Annotated in this window: 23 protein-coding genes; 19 read left to right on the plus strand and 4 right to left on the minus strand. The window is 67.1% G+C overall.

Annotation, left to right across the window (positions count from 1 at the left end; translation table 11 throughout):
- Positions 1–73: 73 nt before the first annotated feature.
- From tuf to OG595_RS26100, 7 genes are all read left to right on the plus strand, one after another.
- Positions 74–1,267, plus strand: coding sequence for an elongation factor Tu (gene tuf / locus OG595_RS26070; protein WP_329276083.1), 1,194 nt, complete (start codon positions 74–76; stop codon positions 1,265–1,267).
- Between the two features lie 213 nt (positions 1,268–1,480).
- Positions 1,481–4,585, plus strand: coding sequence for a glycosyl hydrolase 115 family protein (locus tag OG595_RS26075; RefSeq protein ID WP_329276085.1), 3,105 nt, complete (start codon positions 1,481–1,483; stop codon positions 4,583–4,585).
- Between the two features lie 41 nt (positions 4,586–4,626).
- The gene (locus OG595_RS26080; protein ID WP_329276087.1) at positions 4,627–5,751 is read left to right on the plus strand and encodes an endo-1,4-beta-xylanase; all 1,125 of its coding nucleotides are present in this window, start codon (positions 4,627–4,629) and stop codon (positions 5,749–5,751) included.
- 170 nt (positions 5,752–5,921) lie between these two features.
- A complete protein-coding gene (locus tag OG595_RS26085; RefSeq protein ID WP_329276089.1) occupies positions 5,922–6,230 on the plus strand; it encodes a hypothetical protein in 309 nt (102 codons plus the stop codon).
- Position 6,231: 1 nt separating this feature from the next.
- Positions 6,232–7,440: an enoyl-CoA hydratase/isomerase family protein gene (locus OG595_RS26090; protein WP_329276091.1), complete on the plus strand. Its 1,209-nt coding sequence runs from the start codon at positions 6,232–6,234 to the stop codon at positions 7,438–7,440.
- 78 nt (positions 7,441–7,518) lie between these two features.
- Complete coding sequence (locus OG595_RS26095; RefSeq protein ID WP_329276093.1) at positions 7,519–8,439, plus strand: hypothetical protein; 921 nt, start codon at positions 7,519–7,521, stop codon at positions 8,437–8,439.
- Between the two features lie 39 nt (positions 8,440–8,478).
- Positions 8,479–9,216, plus strand: coding sequence for a hypothetical protein (locus tag OG595_RS26100; RefSeq protein WP_329276095.1), 738 nt, complete (start codon positions 8,479–8,481; stop codon positions 9,214–9,216).
- Between the two features lie 2 nt (positions 9,217–9,218).
- On the opposite strand, the gene OG595_RS26105 is transcribed toward OG595_RS26100, so the two are convergent.
- On the minus strand, positions 9,219–9,644 hold the full coding sequence (locus tag OG595_RS26105) for an ATP-binding protein (protein ID WP_329276097.1): 426 nt from the start codon (positions 9,642–9,644) through the stop codon (positions 9,219–9,221).
- Positions 9,645–9,784: 140 nt separating this feature from the next.
- Between OG595_RS26105 and OG595_RS26110 the strand changes: the two genes are divergently transcribed.
- The 3 genes from OG595_RS26110 to OG595_RS26120 are packed head-to-tail and all read left to right on the plus strand — an operon-like array spanning position 9,785 to position 11,682.
- A complete protein-coding gene (locus tag OG595_RS26110; protein WP_329276099.1) occupies positions 9,785–10,648 on the plus strand; it encodes a helix-turn-helix domain-containing protein in 864 nt (287 codons plus the stop codon).
- Complete coding sequence (locus OG595_RS26115) at positions 10,645–10,833, plus strand: DUF397 domain-containing protein (protein WP_329276102.1); 189 nt, start codon at positions 10,645–10,647, stop codon at positions 10,831–10,833. Before OG595_RS26110 ends, OG595_RS26115 begins: the two co-directional genes overlap by 4 nt.
- A 27-nt stretch (positions 10,834–10,860) precedes the next feature.
- Positions 10,861–11,682 carry a hypothetical protein gene (locus OG595_RS26120; protein ID WP_329276104.1) on the plus strand — a complete coding sequence of 274 codons (822 nt, stop codon included), beginning with the start codon at positions 10,861–10,863 and terminating at the stop codon, positions 11,680–11,682.
- A 96-nt stretch (positions 11,683–11,778) separates the two neighbouring features.
- On the opposite strand, the gene OG595_RS26125 is transcribed toward OG595_RS26120, so the two are convergent.
- Together OG595_RS26125 and OG595_RS26130 are read right to left on the minus strand one after the other, a co-directional pair.
- Positions 11,779–12,663 carry a hypothetical protein gene (locus OG595_RS26125; RefSeq protein WP_329276107.1) on the minus strand — a complete coding sequence of 295 codons (885 nt, stop codon included), beginning with the start codon at positions 12,661–12,663 and terminating at the stop codon, positions 11,779–11,781.
- A 134-nt stretch (positions 12,664–12,797) separates the two neighbouring features.
- Positions 12,798–13,817 carry a helix-turn-helix domain-containing protein gene (locus OG595_RS26130; RefSeq protein WP_329276109.1) on the minus strand — a complete coding sequence of 340 codons (1,020 nt, stop codon included), beginning with the start codon at positions 13,815–13,817 and terminating at the stop codon, positions 12,798–12,800.
- A gap of 425 nt (positions 13,818–14,242) precedes the next feature.
- On the opposite strand from OG595_RS26130, the gene OG595_RS26135 reads away from it, so the two are divergent.
- Positions 14,243–15,076: a hypothetical protein gene (locus OG595_RS26135; protein WP_329276111.1), complete on the plus strand. Its 834-nt coding sequence runs from the start codon at positions 14,243–14,245 to the stop codon at positions 15,074–15,076.
- Between the two features lie 39 nt (positions 15,077–15,115).
- Here OG595_RS26135 and OG595_RS26140 read toward each other — a convergent pair whose 3' ends face one another.
- Positions 15,116–15,823, minus strand: coding sequence for a hypothetical protein (locus OG595_RS26140; protein WP_329276113.1), 708 nt, complete (start codon positions 15,821–15,823; stop codon positions 15,116–15,118).
- 493 nt (positions 15,824–16,316) lie between these two features.
- Here OG595_RS26140 and rpsJ point away from each other — a divergent pair, with 493 nt between their 5' ends.
- The 8 genes from rpsJ to rpsC are packed head-to-tail and all read left to right on the plus strand — an operon-like array spanning position 16,317 to position 20,777.
- Positions 16,317–16,625 (plus strand): 30S ribosomal protein S10, encoded by a 309-nt coding sequence (gene rpsJ / locus OG595_RS26145; protein WP_003948644.1) that lies wholly within the window; start codon positions 16,317–16,319, stop codon positions 16,623–16,625.
- A 17-nt stretch (positions 16,626–16,642) separates the two neighbouring features.
- Entirely contained in the window at positions 16,643–17,287 is a 645-nt protein-coding gene (rplC, locus tag OG595_RS26150) for a 50S ribosomal protein L3 (protein ID WP_053746348.1), read from the plus strand.
- A 7-nt stretch (positions 17,288–17,294) separates the two neighbouring features.
- Positions 17,295–17,951 carry a 50S ribosomal protein L4 gene (gene rplD, locus OG595_RS26155; RefSeq protein WP_329276116.1) on the plus strand — a complete coding sequence of 219 codons (657 nt, stop codon included), beginning with the start codon at positions 17,295–17,297 and terminating at the stop codon, positions 17,949–17,951.
- Positions 17,951–18,370, plus strand: a complete 420-nt coding sequence (gene rplW, locus OG595_RS26160; protein ID WP_164318987.1) for a 50S ribosomal protein L23 — start codon at positions 17,951–17,953, stop codon at positions 18,368–18,370. The genes rplD and rplW overlap by 1 nt, the downstream gene beginning before the upstream one ends.
- Before the next feature lie 38 nt (positions 18,371–18,408).
- Positions 18,409–19,245, plus strand: a complete 837-nt coding sequence (rplB, locus tag OG595_RS26165; RefSeq protein ID WP_006376052.1) for a 50S ribosomal protein L2 — start codon at positions 18,409–18,411, stop codon at positions 19,243–19,245.
- A gap of 12 nt (positions 19,246–19,257) precedes the next feature.
- The gene (gene rpsS, locus OG595_RS26170; RefSeq protein WP_024755409.1) at positions 19,258–19,539 is read left to right on the plus strand and encodes a 30S ribosomal protein S19; all 282 of its coding nucleotides are present in this window, start codon (positions 19,258–19,260) and stop codon (positions 19,537–19,539) included.
- 42 nt (positions 19,540–19,581) lie between these two features.
- Positions 19,582–19,929, plus strand: coding sequence for a 50S ribosomal protein L22 (gene rplV / locus OG595_RS26175; protein ID WP_235475507.1), 348 nt, complete (start codon positions 19,582–19,584; stop codon positions 19,927–19,929).
- On the plus strand, positions 19,929–20,777 hold the full coding sequence (gene rpsC, locus OG595_RS26180) for a 30S ribosomal protein S3 (RefSeq protein ID WP_053746346.1): 849 nt from the start codon (positions 19,929–19,931) through the stop codon (positions 20,775–20,777). Before rplV ends, rpsC begins: the two co-directional genes overlap by 1 nt.

The raw sequence follows: 20,777 nt of genomic DNA on the forward strand, positions 1-20,777 counted from the left end.
GGCGGCATCCCAGCAAAGATCACCTGGCGCCGATGAGTAAGGCGTACCAGAACCACTCCGCAGGAGGACCCCAGTGGCGAAGGCAAAGTTCGAGCGGACTAAGCCGCACGTCAACATCGGCACCATCGGTCACATCGACCACGGTAAGACGACCCTCACGGCCGCCATTACCAAGGTGCTGCACGACAAGTACCCCACGCTGAACGAGGCCTCGGCCTTCGACCAGATCGACAAGGCTCCCGAGGAGCGTCAGCGCGGTATCACGATCTCGATCGCGCACGTCGAGTACCAGACGGAGGGTCGTCACTACGCCCACGTCGACTGCCCGGGTCACGCGGACTACATCAAGAACATGATCACCGGTGCCGCGCAGATGGACGGCGCGATCCTGGTCGTGGCCGCCACCGACGGCCCGATGCCGCAGACCAAGGAGCACGTGCTCCTGGCCCGCCAGGTCGGCGTGCCGTACATCGTCGTCGCCCTGAACAAGGCCGACATGGTGGACGACGAGGAGATCCTGGAGCTCGTCGAGCTCGAGGTTCGTGAGCTCCTCTCCGAGTACGAGTTCCCGGGCGACGACCTGCCGGTCGTCAAGGTCTCGGCGCTCAAGGCGCTTGAGGGCGACGCCGAGTGGGGTCAGTCGGTTCTCGACCTCATGGCCGCCGTCGACGAGGCGATCCCGACCCCCGAGCGTGACGTCGACAAGCCGTTCCTCATGCCCGTCGAGGACGTCTTCACGATCACCGGTCGCGGTACGGTCGTCACCGGCCGTATCGAGCGTGGTGTCCTGAAGGTCAACGAGACCGTTGACATCATCGGCATCAAGCAGGAGAAGACCACCACCACGGTCACCGGCATCGAGATGTTCCGCAAGCTGCTCGACGAGGGCCAGGCGGGCGAGAACGTCGGTCTGCTCCTCCGTGGCATCAAGCGCGAGGATGTCGAGCGCGGCCAGGTCATCATCAAGCCGGGCTCGGTCACCCCGCACACCTCGTTCGAGGCGCAGGCCTACATCCTGTCCAAGGACGAGGGCGGCCGTCACACGCCGTTCTTCAACAACTACCGCCCCCAGTTCTACTTCCGCACCACGGACGTGACCGGCGTCGTGACCCTCCCCGAGGGCACCGAGATGGTCATGCCGGGCGACAACACCGAGATGAGCGTCGAGCTCATCCAGCCCATCGCCATGGAAGAGGGCCTGAAGTTCGCCATCCGTGAGGGTGGCCGGACCGTGGGCGCCGGCCAGGTCATCAAGATCAACAAGTAGTTCTTGTTGGCTTGACAGCCTGACCCGGTAGCTCTCACGAGCTTCCTGAGGAGGCCCGTACGACTTCGGTCGTACGGGCCTCTTCGCTGTGCCCGGGTTTGCCTGGTTGCTGTTACGAAACTATTCGGCGCGTACGACCCGTTGTTCACTCCGTGCACTCACCCCACCATTTGTCATGCCACTGACCAAATTCGGGTGGAGGGGTGGGTCGTCATGTCTGGGTCCGTCAGCCGTAGGGCTGTCCTTGGGGCCGGTCTTTCCGCGGTGCCGGTGCTGTCGGGGGTCGCGTGGGCGGGAGAGGGCGCGGTGCGCCGCACGGACCCCGGGGCGTACATCTCGTTCACCGGCGGCGCGTTCGCGGTGGTCGGGGCGCCGGTCGTCGTCAGCGCCGAGGATCACCCCGGAGTCGTACGGGTCGCCGGTGACCTGCGCGACGACATCGAACGCGTCACGGGCGTACGTCCGGCCGCCACCGTCGCCCGCGAGGTGATCCTCGTCGGCACGATCGGCCGCAGTCCGCTGATCGACGGTCTGGTCCGCGCCGGCAGGCTGGACGTCACGGGCGTCGCCGGCCGCTGGGAGACCTCGCTCCAGACGGTCGTGGAGCGTCCGATGCCGGGCGTCGACCGGGCGTTCGTCATCGCGGGCAGCGACCCGCGCGGCACGATCTTCGGGGCGTACGACGTCTCGTACGGCATCGGCGTCTCACCCTGGTACTGGTGGGACGACGTGCCGCCGGTCCACCGGGACGCGGTGTACGTGCTGCCGGGGAGGCACACACAGGGCACCCCGGCCGTGAAGTACCGGGGCGTCTTCATCAACGACGAGAACCCGGCACTCGGCACCTGGGCCCCTCGTTTCTTCGGCCCCGGAAAGGCGCCGGGCCACCCCGGAGGCTTCAACGCCGCCTTCTTCGAGCGGGTCTTCGAGGTGCTGCTGCGCCTGAAGGCGAACTATCTCTGGCCGGCCGTGTGGGGCAGGGCGTTCGCCGAGGACGACCCGGAGAACCACGCGAGGGCGAAGGCGTACGGCATCGTCATGGGCACGTCCCACGAGGCGCCGATGATGCGGGGCATCGAGGAGTGGAACCGGCACGCGGTACCTGCCGTACGCGACAGCGCGGGGAACATCGTGACGCCGGGCCGCGACCCCTACGGGGGCACGGGCGAGTGGTCGTACCGTCGGAACGCGGCGGCCGTCCGGGCCTACTGGCGGGACGGCATCCGGCGGATGGTCGACGAGGACTTCGAGGGCGTCGTCACCCTCGGCATGCGCGGCAACGGCGACACGAGCCTCCCGGACGGCGACGGCATCGAGCTGATGCGGGAGATCATCGAGACGCAGCGCGGGATCATCGCGGAGGTGACCGGCAGGCCGGTGCAGGAAACCCCGCAGGTGTGGACCCTGTACAAGGAGGTCCAGCGCTACTGGGACCGGGGTCTACGGGTCCCCGGCGACGTCACCGTCGTCCTGACCGACGACAACTGGGGCAACATCCGCAAGCACCCGGACCCGGCGGAGCCGGCGAGGAGCGGCGGATACGGCCTGTACTACCACTTCGACTACGTCGGCGTCGGCCGCAACTACAAGTGGGTGGACACGACTTCGCTGCCCAACCTCTGGGACCAGCTCCACCAGGCGCACGCGTACGGCAACCACGGCCTGTGGGTGGCGAACGTCGGGGACCTGAAGGGAAACGAGCTCCCGACGGAGTTCTTCCTGAACTATGCCTGGAATCCGGCCCGTTGGGATGCGGAAAACCTGGAGGAGTGGGAACGCCGGTACGCCCGCCAGAACTTCGGCGCCGAGCACGCGACGGCCATCGCGTCGGTGCTCGCCGAGTACGGGCAGTTGCAGGCCCGCCGTAAGCCCGAGTTGCTCAACCGCCGCATCACGCTCAACCCCGCGAAGGACCCGACGAAGGACGAGTCGGCGGTCGTGTACGACGACCAGGAGACGCCATTCTCCTTCGGCCACCGGGAGTTGGAGCGGGTGACGGAGGACTGGCGCAAGCTGGGACGGGAGGCGGAGCGGGTGGGCAGACGCCTGCCGGCCCGGTCGCAGGACGCGTGGTACGAGCTCGTCGGCTACGCGGTGGAGGCGACCGCCAACCTGTACGCCCTGCGCGAGGCCGAGTTCAAGAACCTCCTGTACGCGGCCCAGGGGCGCGCGGCGACCGACGACCGAGCGGCGGAGGCGGAAGCCGGCCTGGAACGGGACTTCGCGCTGGCCGACCGCTTCAACCACCAGGTGGCGGGCGGCAAGTGGGAGGGCTTCCAGACCCAGCCGCACATCGACTACGGGGACGTGGCACGGTACGGGCCCAACGCGCCCTGGCAGCAGCCCGAGAGGAACAACGTGGCGTTGCCGGATGTGCTGTTCCCGGCGGTGCGGCGCGTGGAGCTGCCTGTGGACGGGGAGTTGGGGGTGTCGGTCGACGGGGCCGAGGACTCGGGGGAGTGGTGGCCGGGGGGATCCTCCGGTTCGGCCGCACTGCCGGCGTTCAGCCCCTACCAGACGCGGCCCGGCCAGTACGTCGAGGTGTTCAACCGGGGGCGTACGCCGTTCGAGTACCGGGTGGAGTCGTCGGTGCCGTGGCTGGTGGTGGACCGGCCGAGGGGGCGGGTCGAGCAGCAGGTGCGCTTGGCGGTTTCGGTGGACTGGGCCCGGGTGCCGGACGGCGGCCGTACGGAAGCCTCGTTGACGGTGTCCGGAGCGGGGGCGTCGGTGACCGTGGCGTGTGTCGCGCGGAAGCCGTCGCGGAGGGAGCGGCGAGGGCTGCGGGGGTTCGTGGAGGCGGGGGGATACGTGGCGATCGACGCCGCCAACTACACGACAAGAGTGGGCAGTTGGCGGCGGCTGGAGCGCATCGGCCGTACGGGTGCGGGGCTGACGCCGTGGCCGGTGACGGCTCCGCGCCGGACTCCGGGCGGGGCTTCGTCCGCACGCCTGGAATACGAGGTCAGCCTGCTGTCGGCGGGTGAGGTGACGGTGTGGGCGTATCTGTCGCCACGCAACCCGACGCTCCCGACGGGCGGGCTGCGCTACGCGGTCTCGTTCGACGAGGCCGAACCGCAGCAGGTCGACATCCACGCGGTCACGGGCGCGGACGACGGCCTCATGAACAAGCAGTGGGCCCGCCACACGTCCGACAACGTGAACGCGACGGCGACCAGGCACACGGTGACCGCGGCAGGCGTCCACCGGCTGAAGTTCTGGGTGGTCGACCCGACGGTGGTGGTGCAGCGGCTGGTGATCGACACGGGCGGGCTGACACCGACGTATCTGGGGCCGCTGGAGAGCCGTCGCATCCGCTGAGCACGAGCAGACAAGCGATACACCGAGTGAGGGGACCGTACATGAACGTCTTCCGCATGCCCGTTTCCGCCGTTGCGCTGGCAGGGGTGGCGCTCCTGATCACCGGGGCGGCTGCCCGGCCGGCGTCGGCGCACCCGGAGCCCGGGCCCGTCCCGCTGCGGGCGCTGGCGGCCGGTACCGGCGTCCGCGTCGGCACCGCCGTGGACATGGCGGCGCTGGCCGACGACACGACGTACCGCGGAACCACGGCACGGGAGTTCAACTCGGTGACCGCCGAGAACGTCATGAAGTGGGAGTCCGTGGAGCCGAGCCGGGGGACGTACGACTGGGGGCCGGCGGACGACCTGGTCCGCTTCGCGCGGGCCCACGGGCAGGCGGTACGGGGACACACGCTGGTGTGGCACAACCAGCTGCCGGGATGGCTGACGGCGGGGGTGGCGGACGGCTCGATCGGGGCGACCGAGCTGCGGGCCGTACTCCGGGACCACATCACCGCCGAGGTGAAGCGGTACAAGGGCCGGATCTACCAGTGGGACGTGGTGAACGAGGTCTTCGAGGAGGACGGCTCGCTGCGGAACTCGATCTGGTTGCAGCAGCTGGGGCCCTCGTACATCGAGGACGCCTTCCGCTGGGCCCACGCGGCCGACCCGAAGGCCAAGCTGTTCCTGAACGACTACAACGTCGAGGGGATCAACGCCAAGTCGACGGCCTACTACGACCTGGCGAAACGGCTGCGCGCGCAAAAGGTCCCGGTCCAGGGCTTCGGCATCCAGGGGCACCTGGCCATCCAGTACGGCTTCCCGGGCCAGGTCGCCGAGAACCTCGCCCGCTTCGAGGAGCTGGGCATGCAGACGGCGTTCACCGAGGTCGACGTACGCATGATCCTGCCGGTGGACGAAGGGAAGCTGGCGACGCAGGCGACGTACTTCCGGGGTCTGCTGGACGCCTGCGTCCAGGCGCGTCGCTGCACCTCGTTCACGGTGTGGGGCTTCAGCGACAAGTACTCGTGGGTCCCCGGGGTCTTCGGCGGGCAGGGGGCGGCGACGCTGATGGACGAGGAGTACGGGCGCAAGCCGGCGTTCGCGGCGGTGGGGGAAGGGCTGAGGGCGGGGCTGGGTGAAGGGCTGAGTGAGGGGTTGAGTGAGGGGCTGAGGCAGGGGTCCTGACGGTTCGCGGTGACGATCGGCCGGCATGATCGGGATGCGACGTGTCACCAAACTCACGGCAATGATTCACAATCCCCCTCCCTGCGGACCCGGTTCTGTGTGGCGAAGGCGTCGATCTCCCCGATAAATTCGGTTCTTTGATCGCACTGTTGTTTCACGGGGGATCCACCATGAGTGACCTGCGCCTCGACGACACGATATTCGCGGACCTGAAGAAGACCTTTTCGTCCATAAGCGACCGAATGGAGACGACCCGGCGCAGTCTGCGCAGCGCGGACGCCTCGTGCGTCGGGGAGAGCGGGCTGATCGAGGACGTACAGGACTTCGCCGACGACTGGGGCTACGGCATCAAACAGCTCGGCAAGCACACCCAGGGTGCCGTGAAGATGATCAACAAGATCGCCGAGACCTTCGACGGACTCGACCTGGAACTGGCCGAGTCCCTCAAGGCCGCCAAGGCCTCGAAGAAGGGCAAGTGACGTGGCCGGCCAGCGGATCGTCCCGCCGAGCATAGGTTGGGATCCCACCCCGGGGGATGTCGAGGACACCCGGGAACTCGCCAGACGGCTCGGCAAGCTGGCGAGCGAACTGGGCACGGCGCTGGGGGAGTTGGAGCGGATCGAGTGCGGCGCCTGGAAGGGCAAGACCGCGATCGCGTTCACGGAGTACATAGGCGAGGACGTCACCCCGCTCATCCGCAAGAGCCACGAGTCCTTCGACAAGGCGTCGCGTGCGCTGCACAAATGGGCGGGCGAACTCCAGGACTTCCAGGACGAGGCCGACCGGCTGGACAAGTCGGCCAAGGAGAAGCTGGACGCCCAGACGCAGGCCAAGGAAGGCACTGACGAGTACGGCAAGGCCTCCGGTGACGTGAACGGGGTCATCCAGCAGGTCCACCAACTCGAAGAACGCTACCGGCGGGCCGCCGGTCACATCAGCAGAGAGCTGGACAAGGCCGCCGACATCGCCCCCGACGAGCCCGGCTTCTGGGACAAGCTCGGCACGGGGATCGCTGACGCTTGGGGCGCCACGGGCGACTGGCTCAAGGACCACGCCGACTTGATCAAGGCGATCGGTGACGTGCTGAGCGACATCACCGCGGTCCTGGGCATGCTGGCCATCGTCACGCTTCCCTTCCCACCCCTCGCGGCCATCTTCGGCACGGCGGCGCTCATCGGCGCGGGACTCACCCTGGCGGCTCACGGCATCGCCAAGGCGGCCGGCGCGGATGTGAGCTGGATGCAGATGGGGCTCGACGCGGTGGGGTTGCTGCCGGGGATCGGGATGTTCGGGAAGGGGGTCAAGGTGGTCGGCAAGGCCAAGGCCATTGCCACCGCGGCCAAGCTCGGAAAGGGCTTTGAGTACACCAAGATCGCCGGTAACTCGCGGGTCCTGATGGCTTTCGGAAGCGGAGCCACCGAAGGGCTCACTGGAGGGCGCGGGTTGGGCAGCCTGGTGAGGATCGGGGGTTTCTCCGACGAGGCCTACGAGGTCGCGCACGCAGGCAGCGGTTTGATGTCCCGTATGGGAGGCGTAGCTGTCGCCGGCTATCACCAAGGCCAGTTGATCGGTACGAAGGGGGCCGGAATTCTCGGCGCGAACATCAATCCGTTCGGAGCCGGAGGCATTGCCCTGGACGCGGGTCTCAAGATCGCGCCCAAGATCTACGCGCACGTGACCGGTGATTAGTTCGTTGGACGCCGTGTGGCAGGGTGATGTGCGGAAGCGCTGTCCCCGTGGTCCCACCGAGGGAGGACTCGTACGGATATGAGCATCTGGCAACCAGAGGCGGACGAGACGCTGATCGCTCGCGCGCCGGTCGCCTTCGCCACCGGCGAGGCCACGCCTGTCAGCGGTATGCGCTGGTTTCGCGACACCCACCGCAATGACATTCAGAATGAACTCGTGGGCTGGCCCACGGGACCTACGTACACGGCTCGTTCGGCAGGTGACACAGCTGCCCGGAACACCGCCAAGGGTGTCCTGGCAGTCGCAGGCATCGCCATCAGGGGCTTTCTCTCTTCCCACGGAGGCGGTATCGGCGGCACCCCCGGCCTTGAGGGCAACGGTACGAACATCTCGCACGACCACGCGGATGAAATCAACGACTTCCCCGTCATGTGGGCTGCGCCAGGCACGATCGCCCGCACCCTGCCCTGGCAGTTGGACCCCGCCCGCTCCTCCGAGAAGCGCTACCGGACACACGCGGTCATCACCGACCGTCGACTCGCGATCGTCGGTTTCCCTTACGTCAAGGGCAACGACAGCCTCATTGACGACGAACTGCTCTGGGACACGCCTCGGTCGAGCATCGAGAGAGTTGAGCTGCGAGATTTCAAGCATGGGCGTGATACGAAGATTTTCTTCGTGGACGGCTCATGGTGCAGGCTGAAAAGCATCAAACGAGAACGGCTCACTCGGTATCTGATCGAGCCTCTCGACTTCATTCCCCTGGACTCCCTCACACCGGCACAGCGGCACACGGCCGAAGCCTTCGCGGCGGCCCAAGCACCGGATGCCGAACTGCCGCTGGTGAAGCGGAATCCATGCGGCTGTTTCCGGATCGAGGTGGTGGCACTGAGCACGGTTCATGCGTTCTTTGGCCACTCCGGTATCGATACCGTCATGGATGAGAGCGGCACCGAGGTCAAACCCATGGAACTCCACAAAGAAGACGTACTGACCTGACACCCCGCCGCACTCCATCAGAACGGCTCACACCACCCGATGCTCCCCGCCGCCGACTCCGCAAACGCCCAGCACGTCAGTGCAGCCACCGGCGACCTCCCGCCCCTCTGGTTCCTGGCCCCGGAGGGCTTCTTCGCCCTGCCGGTCGCCGCGACCCCCGAGGAACGGGCCGCCCGAGCCCACTCCTTCGTACGAGAGCTGTACTCCCGGGGTGACGAGAACATCTGGGAGCCCGCAGCCCCGTACTACGAGGCGATAGCCGAGATGATGGGGAACACCGGAGTCTCGTACGCCGCGATGGGCCTGTTCTCCACGGTGGAGGAGGACGACGACTCCGCCGCCGAGGAGCCAACCAGGTACGAACCCTCCGACGGCATCGCCCAATGCGCTCTCACCGTGGCCATCGCCCCCACAGACCAGAAACCCGGCGACACCGACGTCGTCGCCCAGGGCATCCTCGCGACGCTCTCCGGCGACCCGTACAACGACGCCATCTGGCTCGACCTGCCCTGTGGGCCGGCGGTCTCCTGCATCACGGTGCGCGAGTACGACCTCAACCCCGAGATGACGGCCGACGCTGAGGAGGCCAAGCTCCTCACCGGGCAGATACAGGTCCATGTCCCCTTCCCCACGGGCCCGTTCACCGCGATCTTCACCCTCTATACGGCCTCGATGGACCACTGGGCCCAGATCTACGGCCTGATGACGGCCATCCTTCAGACCCTCTCGTTCGTCGACCCGGTCGAGGAATCGACGGAGGACCTGGTAGAGGGGTGACCTCACCCCACCCCGCACTCCGCCCAGACCGTCTTCCGAGGACGCGGCCCCAGCCCCACCCCCCACCGGTCCGCCAACGCCTCGACGATCACCAGCCCCCGCCCCGACTCGCTGTCCGGCGCCGCCTCCCGCACCCCAGGGAGCAGGTCGTCCCGGGTGTCCGTCACCTCGATGCGGAGGGTGGCGCCGATGACGTACAGCATGAGCCGGAAATCGCGCCCCGGTACGCGGCCGTGCGTCACCACGTTCGCCGCGAGTTCCGCGACGAGATGCTCCGCGGGGTCCAACGGGAGCCCCCAGTCGCGTAGTTGCCGTACCGCGAGCTGACGGGCCTGCCGGGCTCCCCGGGGCGTGGGCGGCAGCAGGACGCTGAAGTTGCGGATGTGGCCCGTGTGTTGGGTCCGGTGATCGGCGGTTTCCTGATTCATGTCACTCAGCGTGGCTGAACATGCTTGCCTTGACGTGCGGTGACGCCGGTGCGTATCCGCGCTGTCCCGTTCTTGTCTCGCTCTGTCTCGGCTGTCTCGGATGACGTACGGGTACGGGTGCGCGTTGGAGGTGGGTGGGCATGAGCAACGAAAACGAAGGTAACGAAGGTGTGGACGAGTCCGGCTGGGACCTCGAACCCGGCGACGAGAGTGCGCCGTTGATCGAGGCGGTCGGGCGACTCGTCAGGTTCTGCCGCGAGCAGGCCGGGATGAGGGTCGCCGACTTCGCCCAAGTCATGGGGTACGGCGAGGACATGATCCGCAAGATCGAGCGCGGGGCGCGGATCCCGAGGGTGGAGTTCCTGGATCGGGCCGATGACGTCCTGAACGCGGGTGGGCATCTGAGGGCGTTCATGGAGGACGTGGAGAAGGCTCAGTATCCGAAGAAGGTGCGCGAGCTGAAGAAGCTGGAGGATCGGGCCGTAGAGGTGCTGCTGTACAGCAACCACAACATCCACGGTCTGTTGCAGACGCCGGAGTACGCGAAAGTGCTGTTCGAGATGACGCAGCCCGCATATACGTCGGCAGTGGTCGAGCGGGACACCGCCGCGCGGATGGCCCGCAAGTCGATCTTCGAGCGGGAGCCCGCCCCGACGCTCAGTTTCGTCCAGGAACAGGTGACGCTGGAACGCCCCTACGGTGGGAAAATGGTGTTGCGCCGACAACTCGAACACCTCCTGGAGGTGGCGCAGTTGAGGAACGTCACGCTTCAGGTCATGCCGACTGATCGCGAGGAGCACGCTGGGACGCAGGGGCTGATCGAAGTGCTGAAGTTCGCTGACGGCACGGCTGTTGGGCGTTCCGAAGGCGCGTTCAACGGCCGCCCGGTCTCGAACCTCCGGGATCTTGGAATCCTCGAACTGCGCTATGGGATGATCCGGGCACAGGCTCTCCCGCCGAGAGAGTCGCTGGCCTTCATCGAGCAAGCGCTGGGAGCACTATGAGCGCCACGGAACTCCACTGGTTCAAGAGCAGCTACAGCAGCAGCGGTGAGTCCGGCGACTGCGTCGAGATAGCCACCGCCCCCGATGGCATCCACGTCCGCGACTCCAAAGCCGCCCAGGGCCCACGTCTCACCCTCGCCCCCACCACCTGGGCCGAGTTCATCTCGTACGCTTCCGGCAGTTGATCGAGTAACTGCCAGAAGAAGGTGTGAATGAACGCAGGTATACGGGGCCGAAGACGTACCGCCGCTGTGATCGCGACAGCAGGAGCCCTCGCGCTCTCGGTGCTCAACGCGCCGGCCGCGCAAGCGCAGGACACGGGCATCGTCGTGACGGACCTTGTCATCAACAAGGGCAAGCCGGTGGTGGTCGGCACGTCGCGGGTGGTGGAACCGTCCTTCACCTTCGATATGACCCTGCCTCCGGGGTACGACACGAACCACCCGCTCCGCTATGACGCGCAACCCTTCCTGTACCAGCGAAGCGTTATGTATCCCGAGATACAGCTGAGCCTCAGGACCTGCTACGAGGTCAGCCTCAAGAAGGCCCATTGCGAGGGCACGCTCTCCGTCGACCCCGATCCGTCGCAGGGGCAGATCGTCTCCAACCGTGATGCCACCAAGTGGAAGATCGGCGTGGCCCTCGCGCTGTTCAAGGCCAACGGCGAAGTGGTCCAGGAGTTCGAGACAAGGCCCGGAGGTGTCTCCCTCCGGCGTGCCGCGAGGCTCACTGTCGCCGACGCCACCCCGGAGCCGGTCGCCAAGGGCAAGAAGATCGCCCTCACGAGCAGGCTGACCCGGGCGAACTGGACCACCCACAGGAACGGCCCCTACGCCGGCAGCACGGTGAGTCTCCAGTTCCGGGCCAAGGGTGCGACCACCTTCAAGACGCTGAAGAAGGTCACCACCAACAGCGCGGGTGCCCTCCGGACCACGGTCACTGCCTCCACCGACGGGTTCTTCCGGTGGGTGTACTACGGCAACACGACCACCGGCACCGCGACCAGCGGCCAGGACTACATCGACGTGCGCTGACCTGACAGCCCGCCTGCCGGAGCGAACCGTCTGCCGAAACCGCGCCATGTGTGTGCGGCTCCTGCAGACGGCGCGCTGGGGTCGGCCGGACTTCGGTCACCGGTCCGCGAAGATCTCCGCAGCGGAGGTGGCGGTGAGGGCGCGGGTGAGCCAGGTGCGCAGGGTCTCGGTGTCGTCGCAGCCGGTGATCCGGTCCCGGATCTCGTCGGTCACGTCGAGGCCGCGCTGCTCCAGGACGAGCAGTATGGCGGCGGCCTGGCCTTGGGCGATGCCTTGTGCTCGGCCTTCGTCGCGGATCTCTTCCGCGATGTAGGACTTGTAGAAGGAGAGGTCCACGGCCACCAGTTTCCTCCAGTACTGCCTGGCCGGGCGGTCGCCCAGGCCTTGTGCGGTGAATTCGATGATCGGGTCGGCGATGTCCTCGGGCTCACCCTGCAGGGCGGTGGACAGGGCTTTCAGTATGCCAAAGATGTCCGGATCGGTCGCGTGCGTGATGGCGGACAGGGTGGCCAGTGCCAGGTCAGCGCGGGCCTCGGCCGGGTCGGTGATGACCGGGGTGTTGTGCGGTCCCACCACGAGGGGCGTGAGGGTGAGCGTGGGCAGTCCGGGCGGGCCGCTGCTCACCGGTTGCTGGGCCCATCTGGCTACGGCGCGGTCCTGGCACACGACCATGAGCGCGGTGGGCAGCTTGTACGTGGTCCACAAGTACGACGTGTAGTACGCCCAGCTCGCGGGCTTGGCCGCGTTCTTCGTCCGCTGGGACTCGATGGCTAGGAGGTAGGAGCCGTGCTCGGCGCTCCGCAGCCGTAGGAGGGTGTCCACGCGGCGTTCGACGGGCTCGGTCTCGGTGAGGTCGGTGGGCATGACGGTGACCTCCACCGGGGTGGGGAGGGCGAAGCCGAGCACGTCGGAGAGGCGGCTGAAGAGGCGTGGGTCGTGCTGGAAGATGCGGTGCATCGCTTCGTGGGGCGCGCTGACCATAGGGGTCCTGGAGTTCGAGCTTGTGAGCTGGTACGAGTCGTGCGGAAAGAAATTGCCTTTGGCATGTGTCAGGGCGAATCTCGCTGTGATCGTAGGAGTTCAACACGGCCCGGCAGCAGTCGAGTTGGTGATGTTCACCCCGGGGGGTGAAGGACTCCGAGAGCTGATCCGCTGTGGAGTCGACGGCATTCGCCGCACCTGCCGGGTTCCGGACCCCGGAATGCGCGCTCGCAGCCGTCGCAGTTCTGGAGTGGGTGCCGGACGGGTGATGACTCGGCTGGCGCTCGGTACGGCGCCGGGGGTGGCAGCTTCGCGGTGAGGCGGTGGGCGAGGAAGGCGGCCGGGCGGCGCATGCCTTCTGGTGGGAGGTCGCTGGTCAGGGCGTGTCGTACGGCGGTGGGGCTGGTGTCGCGTTCCAGCCAGGCGGCGACGCCGGGTGCGAGGTGGGCGGTGTCGCAGGCGGACAGGAGCAGGTCGGGGTCGTGGCGGCGGAGGCCGGCGAGGAGGTCGGTGGCTGCCTGGAGGAGACCTGGTCCCTTGTACGCGGGCTGCGGTACGGCGGGGAGGGGCTTGCGCGGGGTGCGCTTCTTGGCCGGGCCGGGGGTGGTGGGGTGCGCGGGCCAGATGGGCTCGGGGGCTCTTTGCTCGGGGGCGGGCGCGTGATGGGCAACAGGCCCCTGATGCGACCCCGGCTCGGCCTGCGACGCCGACTGCGGCTTCGGCCTGGCGCGGTGATCAGCGTGGCTCTCGGCGTGACGTCCGGGCTGGTTGCGGGAGACCGTGCGGGTGACGATGTTGCCGGTGGGCGTGCGCTCGCGGGTTCGGCTCAGGTAGCCGTGGGTTTCCAGCTCGCGCAGGGCGGCGGCGATGCGGTCGGGGCCCTCGGGAAACCGCTTCGCGAGACTCCTGATGTCGACTGGGGAGCCCGGGGGCAGCGACTGGATGTGGGTGCTCAGGCCGATCGCGAGCAGTGACAGCTCGGGGTGCTGGGCGAGGTGGTTGCCGATCACCGTGAAGCGGGTGGTGTGGCGAGTGTTGTCGTGGATCACTCCGGAGACGCCGGAGACGCCGGATTTGGGGCGCCGGTGAGGGTGATTTTTGCCCGCCGGGCGGGACTGGGCGCACGGGGGCGCACTAGGGTTCTGCGTATCCATCGGGAAGCCTTACTTCCTCGGTGGTCAGGCCCTCGCATTGGGATTGCAGTCCCGGCGAGGGCCGTCGCATGTCTGGAGTTGTCTGGGAAGTCTCTGGTGGTGCTGCGCTGGGCTGAGCGTAAGGCAGGCAACCGGGCACAAATCCAGCGAAGTTGCTGATGTTCACTCGGGGGAGTGAGTTCACGCAGAAGCGGCCTTGGCCGCTCCCTTTCCGGCGAACGGGAGGGAGGGTGAGGTTTGGTGGGTTCCTTCTTTGTCTCCCGTGTTTCTTTGAAAAGAGCGCCGGGCCCGCCTGCGCACACGCCACCGGGACGCACGTTCCCGGGTTCCGGTGTGACCTGCGCGTTCAACAGGCGGATCCGCAGGTCGAGTTCATCTCGTACGCTTCCGGCAGTTGATCGAGTAACTGCCAGAAGAAGGTGTGCATGAACGCAGGTGTACGGGGCCGAAGACGTACCGCCGCCGTGATCGCGACCGCCGGAGCCCTCGCGCTCTCGGTGCTCAACGCCCCGGCCGCGCAGGCGAAGGACACGGGCATCGTCGTGACGGACCTCGTCATCAACGACTACAAGCCGATCGTTGTCGGCACGTCGAGGGTGGTGGAACCGCCCGTCAGCCTCTACCTGACCCTGCCTCCCGGGTACAGCACGGCCAATCCGTCCCGCTGGGACGTGTCCCCCTTCCTCTACCGGGGAAGCCTGGCCAACTTTGGGCACAACTACGTGGGGCTGAGCAGTCTCACCTGCTATGAGCTCAGCTCCCAGAGGGCCCGTTGCGAGGGCTACCTCCGTATCGATCCCGATCCGATGGGCTACGACGTCGACTCCAACAGCGACGCCACCAAGTGGAAGATCGGCTTGCACCTCATGCTGTTCAAGGCCAATGGCAACCTCCAGGCGGAGGAGAATGAGTCAAGATCCGGAACCGTCTCCCTCCGGCGTGCCGCGAAACTCACTGTCGCCGACGCCACCCCGGAGCCGGTCGCCAAGGGCAAGAAGATCACCCTCACGAGCAGGCTGACCCGGGCGAACTGGACCACCAAGAAGAACGGCCCCTACGCCGGCAGCAGCGTGAGTCTCCAGTTCCGGGCCAAGGGTGCGACCACCTTCAAGACGCTGAAGAAGGTCACCACCAACAGCGCGGGTGCCCTCCGGACCACGGTCACTGCCTCCACCGACGGGTTCTTCCGGTGGGTGTACTACGGCAACACGACCACCGGCACCGCGACCAGCGGCCAGGACTACATCGACGTGCGCTGATCGTCGTGCGACGTCTCCAGGTCGTTCGGAACCCTCCGGTCAGTGCGTGAGCCGTGCCCCCAGCAGTGGCAGCAACCGCTCCCGCAACAGTCGCCGGGCCGGGTCCCAGGATGCCCAAAGGAGCTTGTGGCGGGTGCCGTCCGTCATGACCACCTCCAGGCCGGAGGTGGTCACCCCGCCGTGCAGACGTGCCGTGGCGATTTCCGCGAACGGGATCAGCTTGTTCGTGGGGTGGCCGGCCAGGACCTTCGCCGGGTCGTGGGCGATGAGCCGGTACGGGTCCCGTGGCGTCAGGCCGGAGCCGGAACCGTAGGAGTTCGCCACCGTCGTCATGAAGCCGCTGCGGATGCGCAGCAGGCCCTCGGGGAGCAGCCACAGCTCGCCGTGGATCCAGTCCAGCCAGCCGGTCGTACAGGTACGGGTCAGCAGGCGGGCCCGCAACAGGCGTACGCGGGAGGCGCGGGCCACCGATTCCGTCAGCAGGGTGCTCCACGCGTCGAGGGACGGGACCCGATGACGTTCTCCGGCAGGCTCTGCCGCCGAGAGGAAGAAGACTCGCGCCCGGCCGGCTCCGTGAAGTTCCACGGTGAGCCGGACCTGCCAGGACGGGGACTGGATCGTTACGGCCAGGGCGCGTGCATCCCGTGACCACAGGACGTCCGAGACTTCCAGGCCCTCCGCCCGCCAGCCCCGTATGTACGACTCCAGGCGGGTCGTCGCCTCGTTCAGGTCCATGTCATGCGTCACACCGGGATCATGGCCGATGCCGCCGACCGGGGGACACGCGCCGTCCGCGTTTGACCTTCGTCACCCTGGGGGTATTCTCTCCGGCTCGATTGGCGGAGGCACTGCCCCGTATGGCAGACTGCTCTAGTTGCTCGGTCGAGTTGTCGATGCTGCGCGCCTCCCGCCGGGAGGACCGAAAGCGAGTCCCACAGTACTCGTCGCCCTATCTGTCGTAAGGCAGCGCTGGAGCGGACGTACGGGAATCTTTCGGGAAGCGTCAGTGCGGCACCGGCCAGGCACCCGGTGGGTTCGCGTCGGAGAGATCCGACGCAGTCGCCCCCGGCCCGCGGTTCCGGAAGGGCCGTGCTTCCCGTGCAGGGACGTCTCATATGGGACATCCATGTCGGTGAGAGCGCGACACACCCGACCGCGTGGGTCGGACAAGCAGGGCGATGAAGTGAGTACGGAACACCGGGTTCCAGAGCGTACGAAGAGACAGGACTACTGAGTAGCCATGGCGGGACAGAAGATCCGCATCCGGCTCAAGGCCTACGACCACGAGGTCATCGATTCCTCGGCGAAGAAGATCGTCGAGACGGTGACGCGAACTGGTGCGTCGGTCGCGGGCCCGGTGCCGCTGCCCACTGAGAAGAACGTGTACTGCGTCATCAAGTCGCCGCACAAGTACAAGGACTCTCGCGAGCACTTCGAGATGCGCACCCACAAGCGCCTGATCGACATTCTCGACCCGACGCCCAAGACCGTTGACTCTCTGATGCGACTCGACCTCCCGGCCGGTGTCGACATCGAGATCAAGCTCTAGGGGACGGTGATCTGAGAATGGCTAAGCAGATCAAGGGCATCCTGGGCGAGAAGCTCGGCATGACGCAGGTGTGGGACGAGAACAACCGTGTTGTTCCCGTCACCGTCGTCAAGGCCGGTCCGAACGTCGTGACCCAGGTCCGTACGAATGACTCCGACGGCTACGAGTCGGTCCAGATCGCCTTCGGCGAGATCGACCCTCGCAAGGTGAACAAGCCCCTCAAGGGTCACTTCGCCAAGGCTGACGTCACCCCCCGCCGCCACCTCGTCGAGATCCGTACCGCTGACGCCAGCGAGTACACCCTCGGCCAGGAGATCACCGCCGAGACCTTCGAGGCCGGCGTCAAGGTGGACGTGACCGGCAACAGCAAGGGCAAGGGCTTCGCCGGTGTCATGAAGCGTCACAACTTCAAGGGCCTCGGCGCCGGCCACGGTGTCCAGCGCAAGCACCGCTCTCCCGGCTCGATCGGTGGCTGTGCCACCCCCGGCCGTGTGTTCAAGGGCGTCCGCATGGCGGGCCGCATGGGCAACGAGCGGGTCACCACCCAGAACCTGACCGTCCACGCCGTTGACGCGGAGAAGGGTCTGCTGCTCATCAAGGGCGCGATTCCTGGTCCGAACGGCGGCCTCGTCCTGGTCCGCACCGCGGCCAAGGGGGCCTGAGGTACCGATGAGCACTGTTGACATCCTTTCGCCCGCTGGCGACAAGGCCGGAAGCGTCGAGCTCCCCGCGGAGATCTTCGACGTAGAGAAGATCAGCATCCCGCTGCTTCACCAGGTCGTCGTCGCACAGCTGGCCGCTGCCCGTCAGGGCACGCACAAGACCAAGACCCGCGCCGAGGTCCGTGGTGGCGGTAGGAAGCCCTACCGTCAGAAGGGCACCGGCCGCGCCCGTCAGGGTTCGACCCGTGCGCCGCAGTTCGCCGGCGGTGGCGTCGTTCACGGCCCCACCCCGCGTGACTACTCGCAGCGGACCCCGAAGAAGATGAAGGCCGCGGCCCTGCGCCACGCCCTCACCGACCGGGCCCGCAACGCTCGTATCCACGTGATCACGAGCGTCATCGAGGGCGACACCCCCTCCACCAAGGCCGCGAAGAGCTTCCTCGGCAAGGTCAGCGAGCGCAAGAACGTGCTCCTGGTCATCGAGCGCTCCGACGAGGCCGGGCTGCTTTCCGCCCGCAACCTGCCCCAGGTGCACATCCTGGACCCGGGCCAGCTGAACACGTACGACGTTCTCGTCTCGGACGACGTGGTCTTCACCCAGGCCGCTTTCGAGTCCTTCGTGTCCGGCCCCAAGGCCACTGACACCGAAGGGAGCGAGGTCTGATGGCGATCCGTCACCCCGCCATTGCCTCCAAGGCGGCCAAGGCCGCCAAGGCCGCGCGCGTCGCCAAGGCGAAGCGCCACGAGGCCGAGGGCAAGAACACCGTCGTCACGCCGGTCAGCAAGTCGTACACGGACCCCCGTGACGTCCTGCTGAAGCCGGTCGTGTCCGAGAAGAGCTACGCGCTCATCGACGAGAACAAGTACACGTTCATCGTCGCTCCCGGCACCAACAAGACCCAGATCAAGCAGGCCGTCCAGGCGGTCTTCTCGGTCAAGGTCACCGGGGTCAACACGATCAACCGCATCGGCAAGCGCAAGCGCACCAAGAGCGGTTTCGGTAAGCGCGCTGACACCAAGCGCGCGATCGTGACCCTCGCCGAGGGCGACCGTATCGACATCTTCGGCGGTCCGGCCGCGTAAGCGGGTCGGATCGTCCGATATCGGACGAGGACTGAGAAATGGGAATCCGCAAGTACAAGCCGACTACGCCGGGCCGCCGTGGCTCCAGCGTCGCCGACTTCGTCGAGGTCACGCGGTCCACGCCGGAGAAGTCGCTGGTTCGCCCCCTGCACAGCAAGGGCGGCCGTAACAATTCCGGTCGTGTGACCGTTCGCCACCAGGGTGGCGGACACAAGCGCGCCTACCGCGTCATCGACTTCCGTCGCCATGACAAGGACGGCGTGCCGGCGAAGGTCGCGCACATCGAGTACGACCCCAACCGCACCGCGCGCATCGCGCTGCTGCACTACGCGGACGGCGAGAAGCGCTACATCCTCGCCCCCCGCAACCTGTCGCAGGGCGACCGCGTCGAGAACGGTCCTGGGGCCGACATCAAGCCGGGCAACAACCTGGCGCTCCGCAACATCCCGGTCGGTACCACGATCCACGCGATCGAGATCCGTCCCGGTGGCGGCGCCAAGTTCGCCCGCTCCGCCGGTGCCTCGGTGCAGCTGCTGGCGAAGGAGGGCACGATGGCCCACCTTCGTATGCCCTCCGGTGAGATCCGCCTGGTCGACCAGCGCTGCCGCGCCACGGTCGGCGAGGTCGGCAACGCCGAGCAGAGCAACATCAACTGGGGCAAGGCCGGCCGCAAGCGCTGGCTGGGCGTCCGCCCGACCGTCCGCGGTGTGGCGATGAACCCGGTTGACCACCCGCACGGTGGTGGTGAAGGCAAGACCTCCGGTGGTCGTCACCCGGTCTCGCCGTGGGGTCAGAAGGAGGGTCGTACTCGTTCGCCGAAGAAGGCTTCGAACAAGTACATCGTCCGCCGCCGCAAGACGAACAAGAAGCGCTAGGAGCGGGTTTAGATGCCGCGCAGTCTCAAGAAGGGACCCTTCGTCGACGGACACCTCGTAAAGAAGGTGGACGTACAGAACGAAGCCGGTACCAAGAACGTCATCAAGACCTGGTCCCGTCGCTCGATGATCATCCCGGCCATGCTCGGCCACACGATCGCGGTGCACAACGGCAAGACCCACATTCCGGTGTTTGTCACCGAGTCGATGGTCGGCCACAAGCTCGGCGAGTTCTCGCCGACGCGCACCTTCCGGGGTCACGTCAAGGACGACCGGAAGTCGAAGCGCCGCTAACGCGGGGTGGAATCGACCATGACAGACACTGGAAGGACAACCATGGAAGCCAGGGCCCAGGCGCGGTACATCCGCGTTACGCCCATGAAGGCCCGCCGCGTGGTGGACCTTATCCGTGGCATGGATGCCACGGAGGCTCAGGCGGTCCTGCGTTTCGCCCCGCAGGCCGCGAGCGTGCCGGTCGGCAAGGTGCTTGACAGCGCCATCGCCAACGCCGCACACAACTACGACCACACCGACGCCGGCAGCCTCGTCATCACCGAGGCGTACGTCGACGAGGGTCCGACCCTGAAGCGGTTCCGTCCGCGTGCCCAGGGCCGCGCCTACCGGATCCGCAAGCGGACCAGCCACATCACCGTGGTCGTCAGCAGCAAGGAAGGTTCCCGGTAATGGGCCAGAAGGTAAACCCGCACGGGTTCCGACTCGGCATCACCACCGACTTCAAGTCGCGTTGGTACGCCGACAAGCTGTACAAGGACTACGTCGGTGAAGACGTCGCCATCCGTCGGATGATGACGTCCGGCATGGAGCGCGCCGGCATCTCGAAGGTCGAGATCGAGCGCACCCGTGACCGCGTCCGCGTCGACATCCACACCGCGCGTCCGGGCATCGTCATCGGCCGCCGCGGCGCCGAGGCCGACCGTATCCGCGGCGACCTGGAGAAGCTGACCAAGAAGCAGGTCCAGCTCAACATCCTCGAGGTCAAGAACCCCGAGCTCGACGCCCAGCTGGTCGCTCAGGCAGTCGCCGAGCAGCTGTCCTCCCGCGTCTCCTTCCGTCGGGCCATGCGCAAGAGCATGCAGTCGACGATGAAGGCCGGCGCCAAGGGCATCAAGATCCAGTGCGGTGGCCGTCTCGGCGGCGCCGAGATGTCCCGCTCGGAGTTCTACCGCGAGGGCCGTGTGCCCCTGCACACGCTCCGCGCGAACGTCGACTACGGCTTCTTCGAGGCCAAGACGACCTTCGGCCGTATCGGTGTGAAGGTCTGGATCTACAAGGGCGACGTCAAGAACATCGCCGAGGTCCGCGCCGAGAACGCTGCTGCCCGTGCGGGTAACCGCCCGGCCCGCGGCGGTGCCGGTGGCGGCAGCGACCGTCCGGCCCGTGGTGGTGGCCGTGGTGGCGAGCGTGGCGGCCGCGGCCGCAAGCCGCAGCAGGCTCCCGCTGCCGAGGCCCCCAAGGCCGAGGCTCCGGCGGCTGCCGCTCCGGCTGCTGAAAGCACCGGAACGGAGGCCTGA

Source organism: Streptomyces sp. NBC_01451 (assembly GCF_036227485.1).
GTDB lineage: Bacteria > Actinomycetota > Actinomycetes > Streptomycetales > Streptomycetaceae > Streptomyces.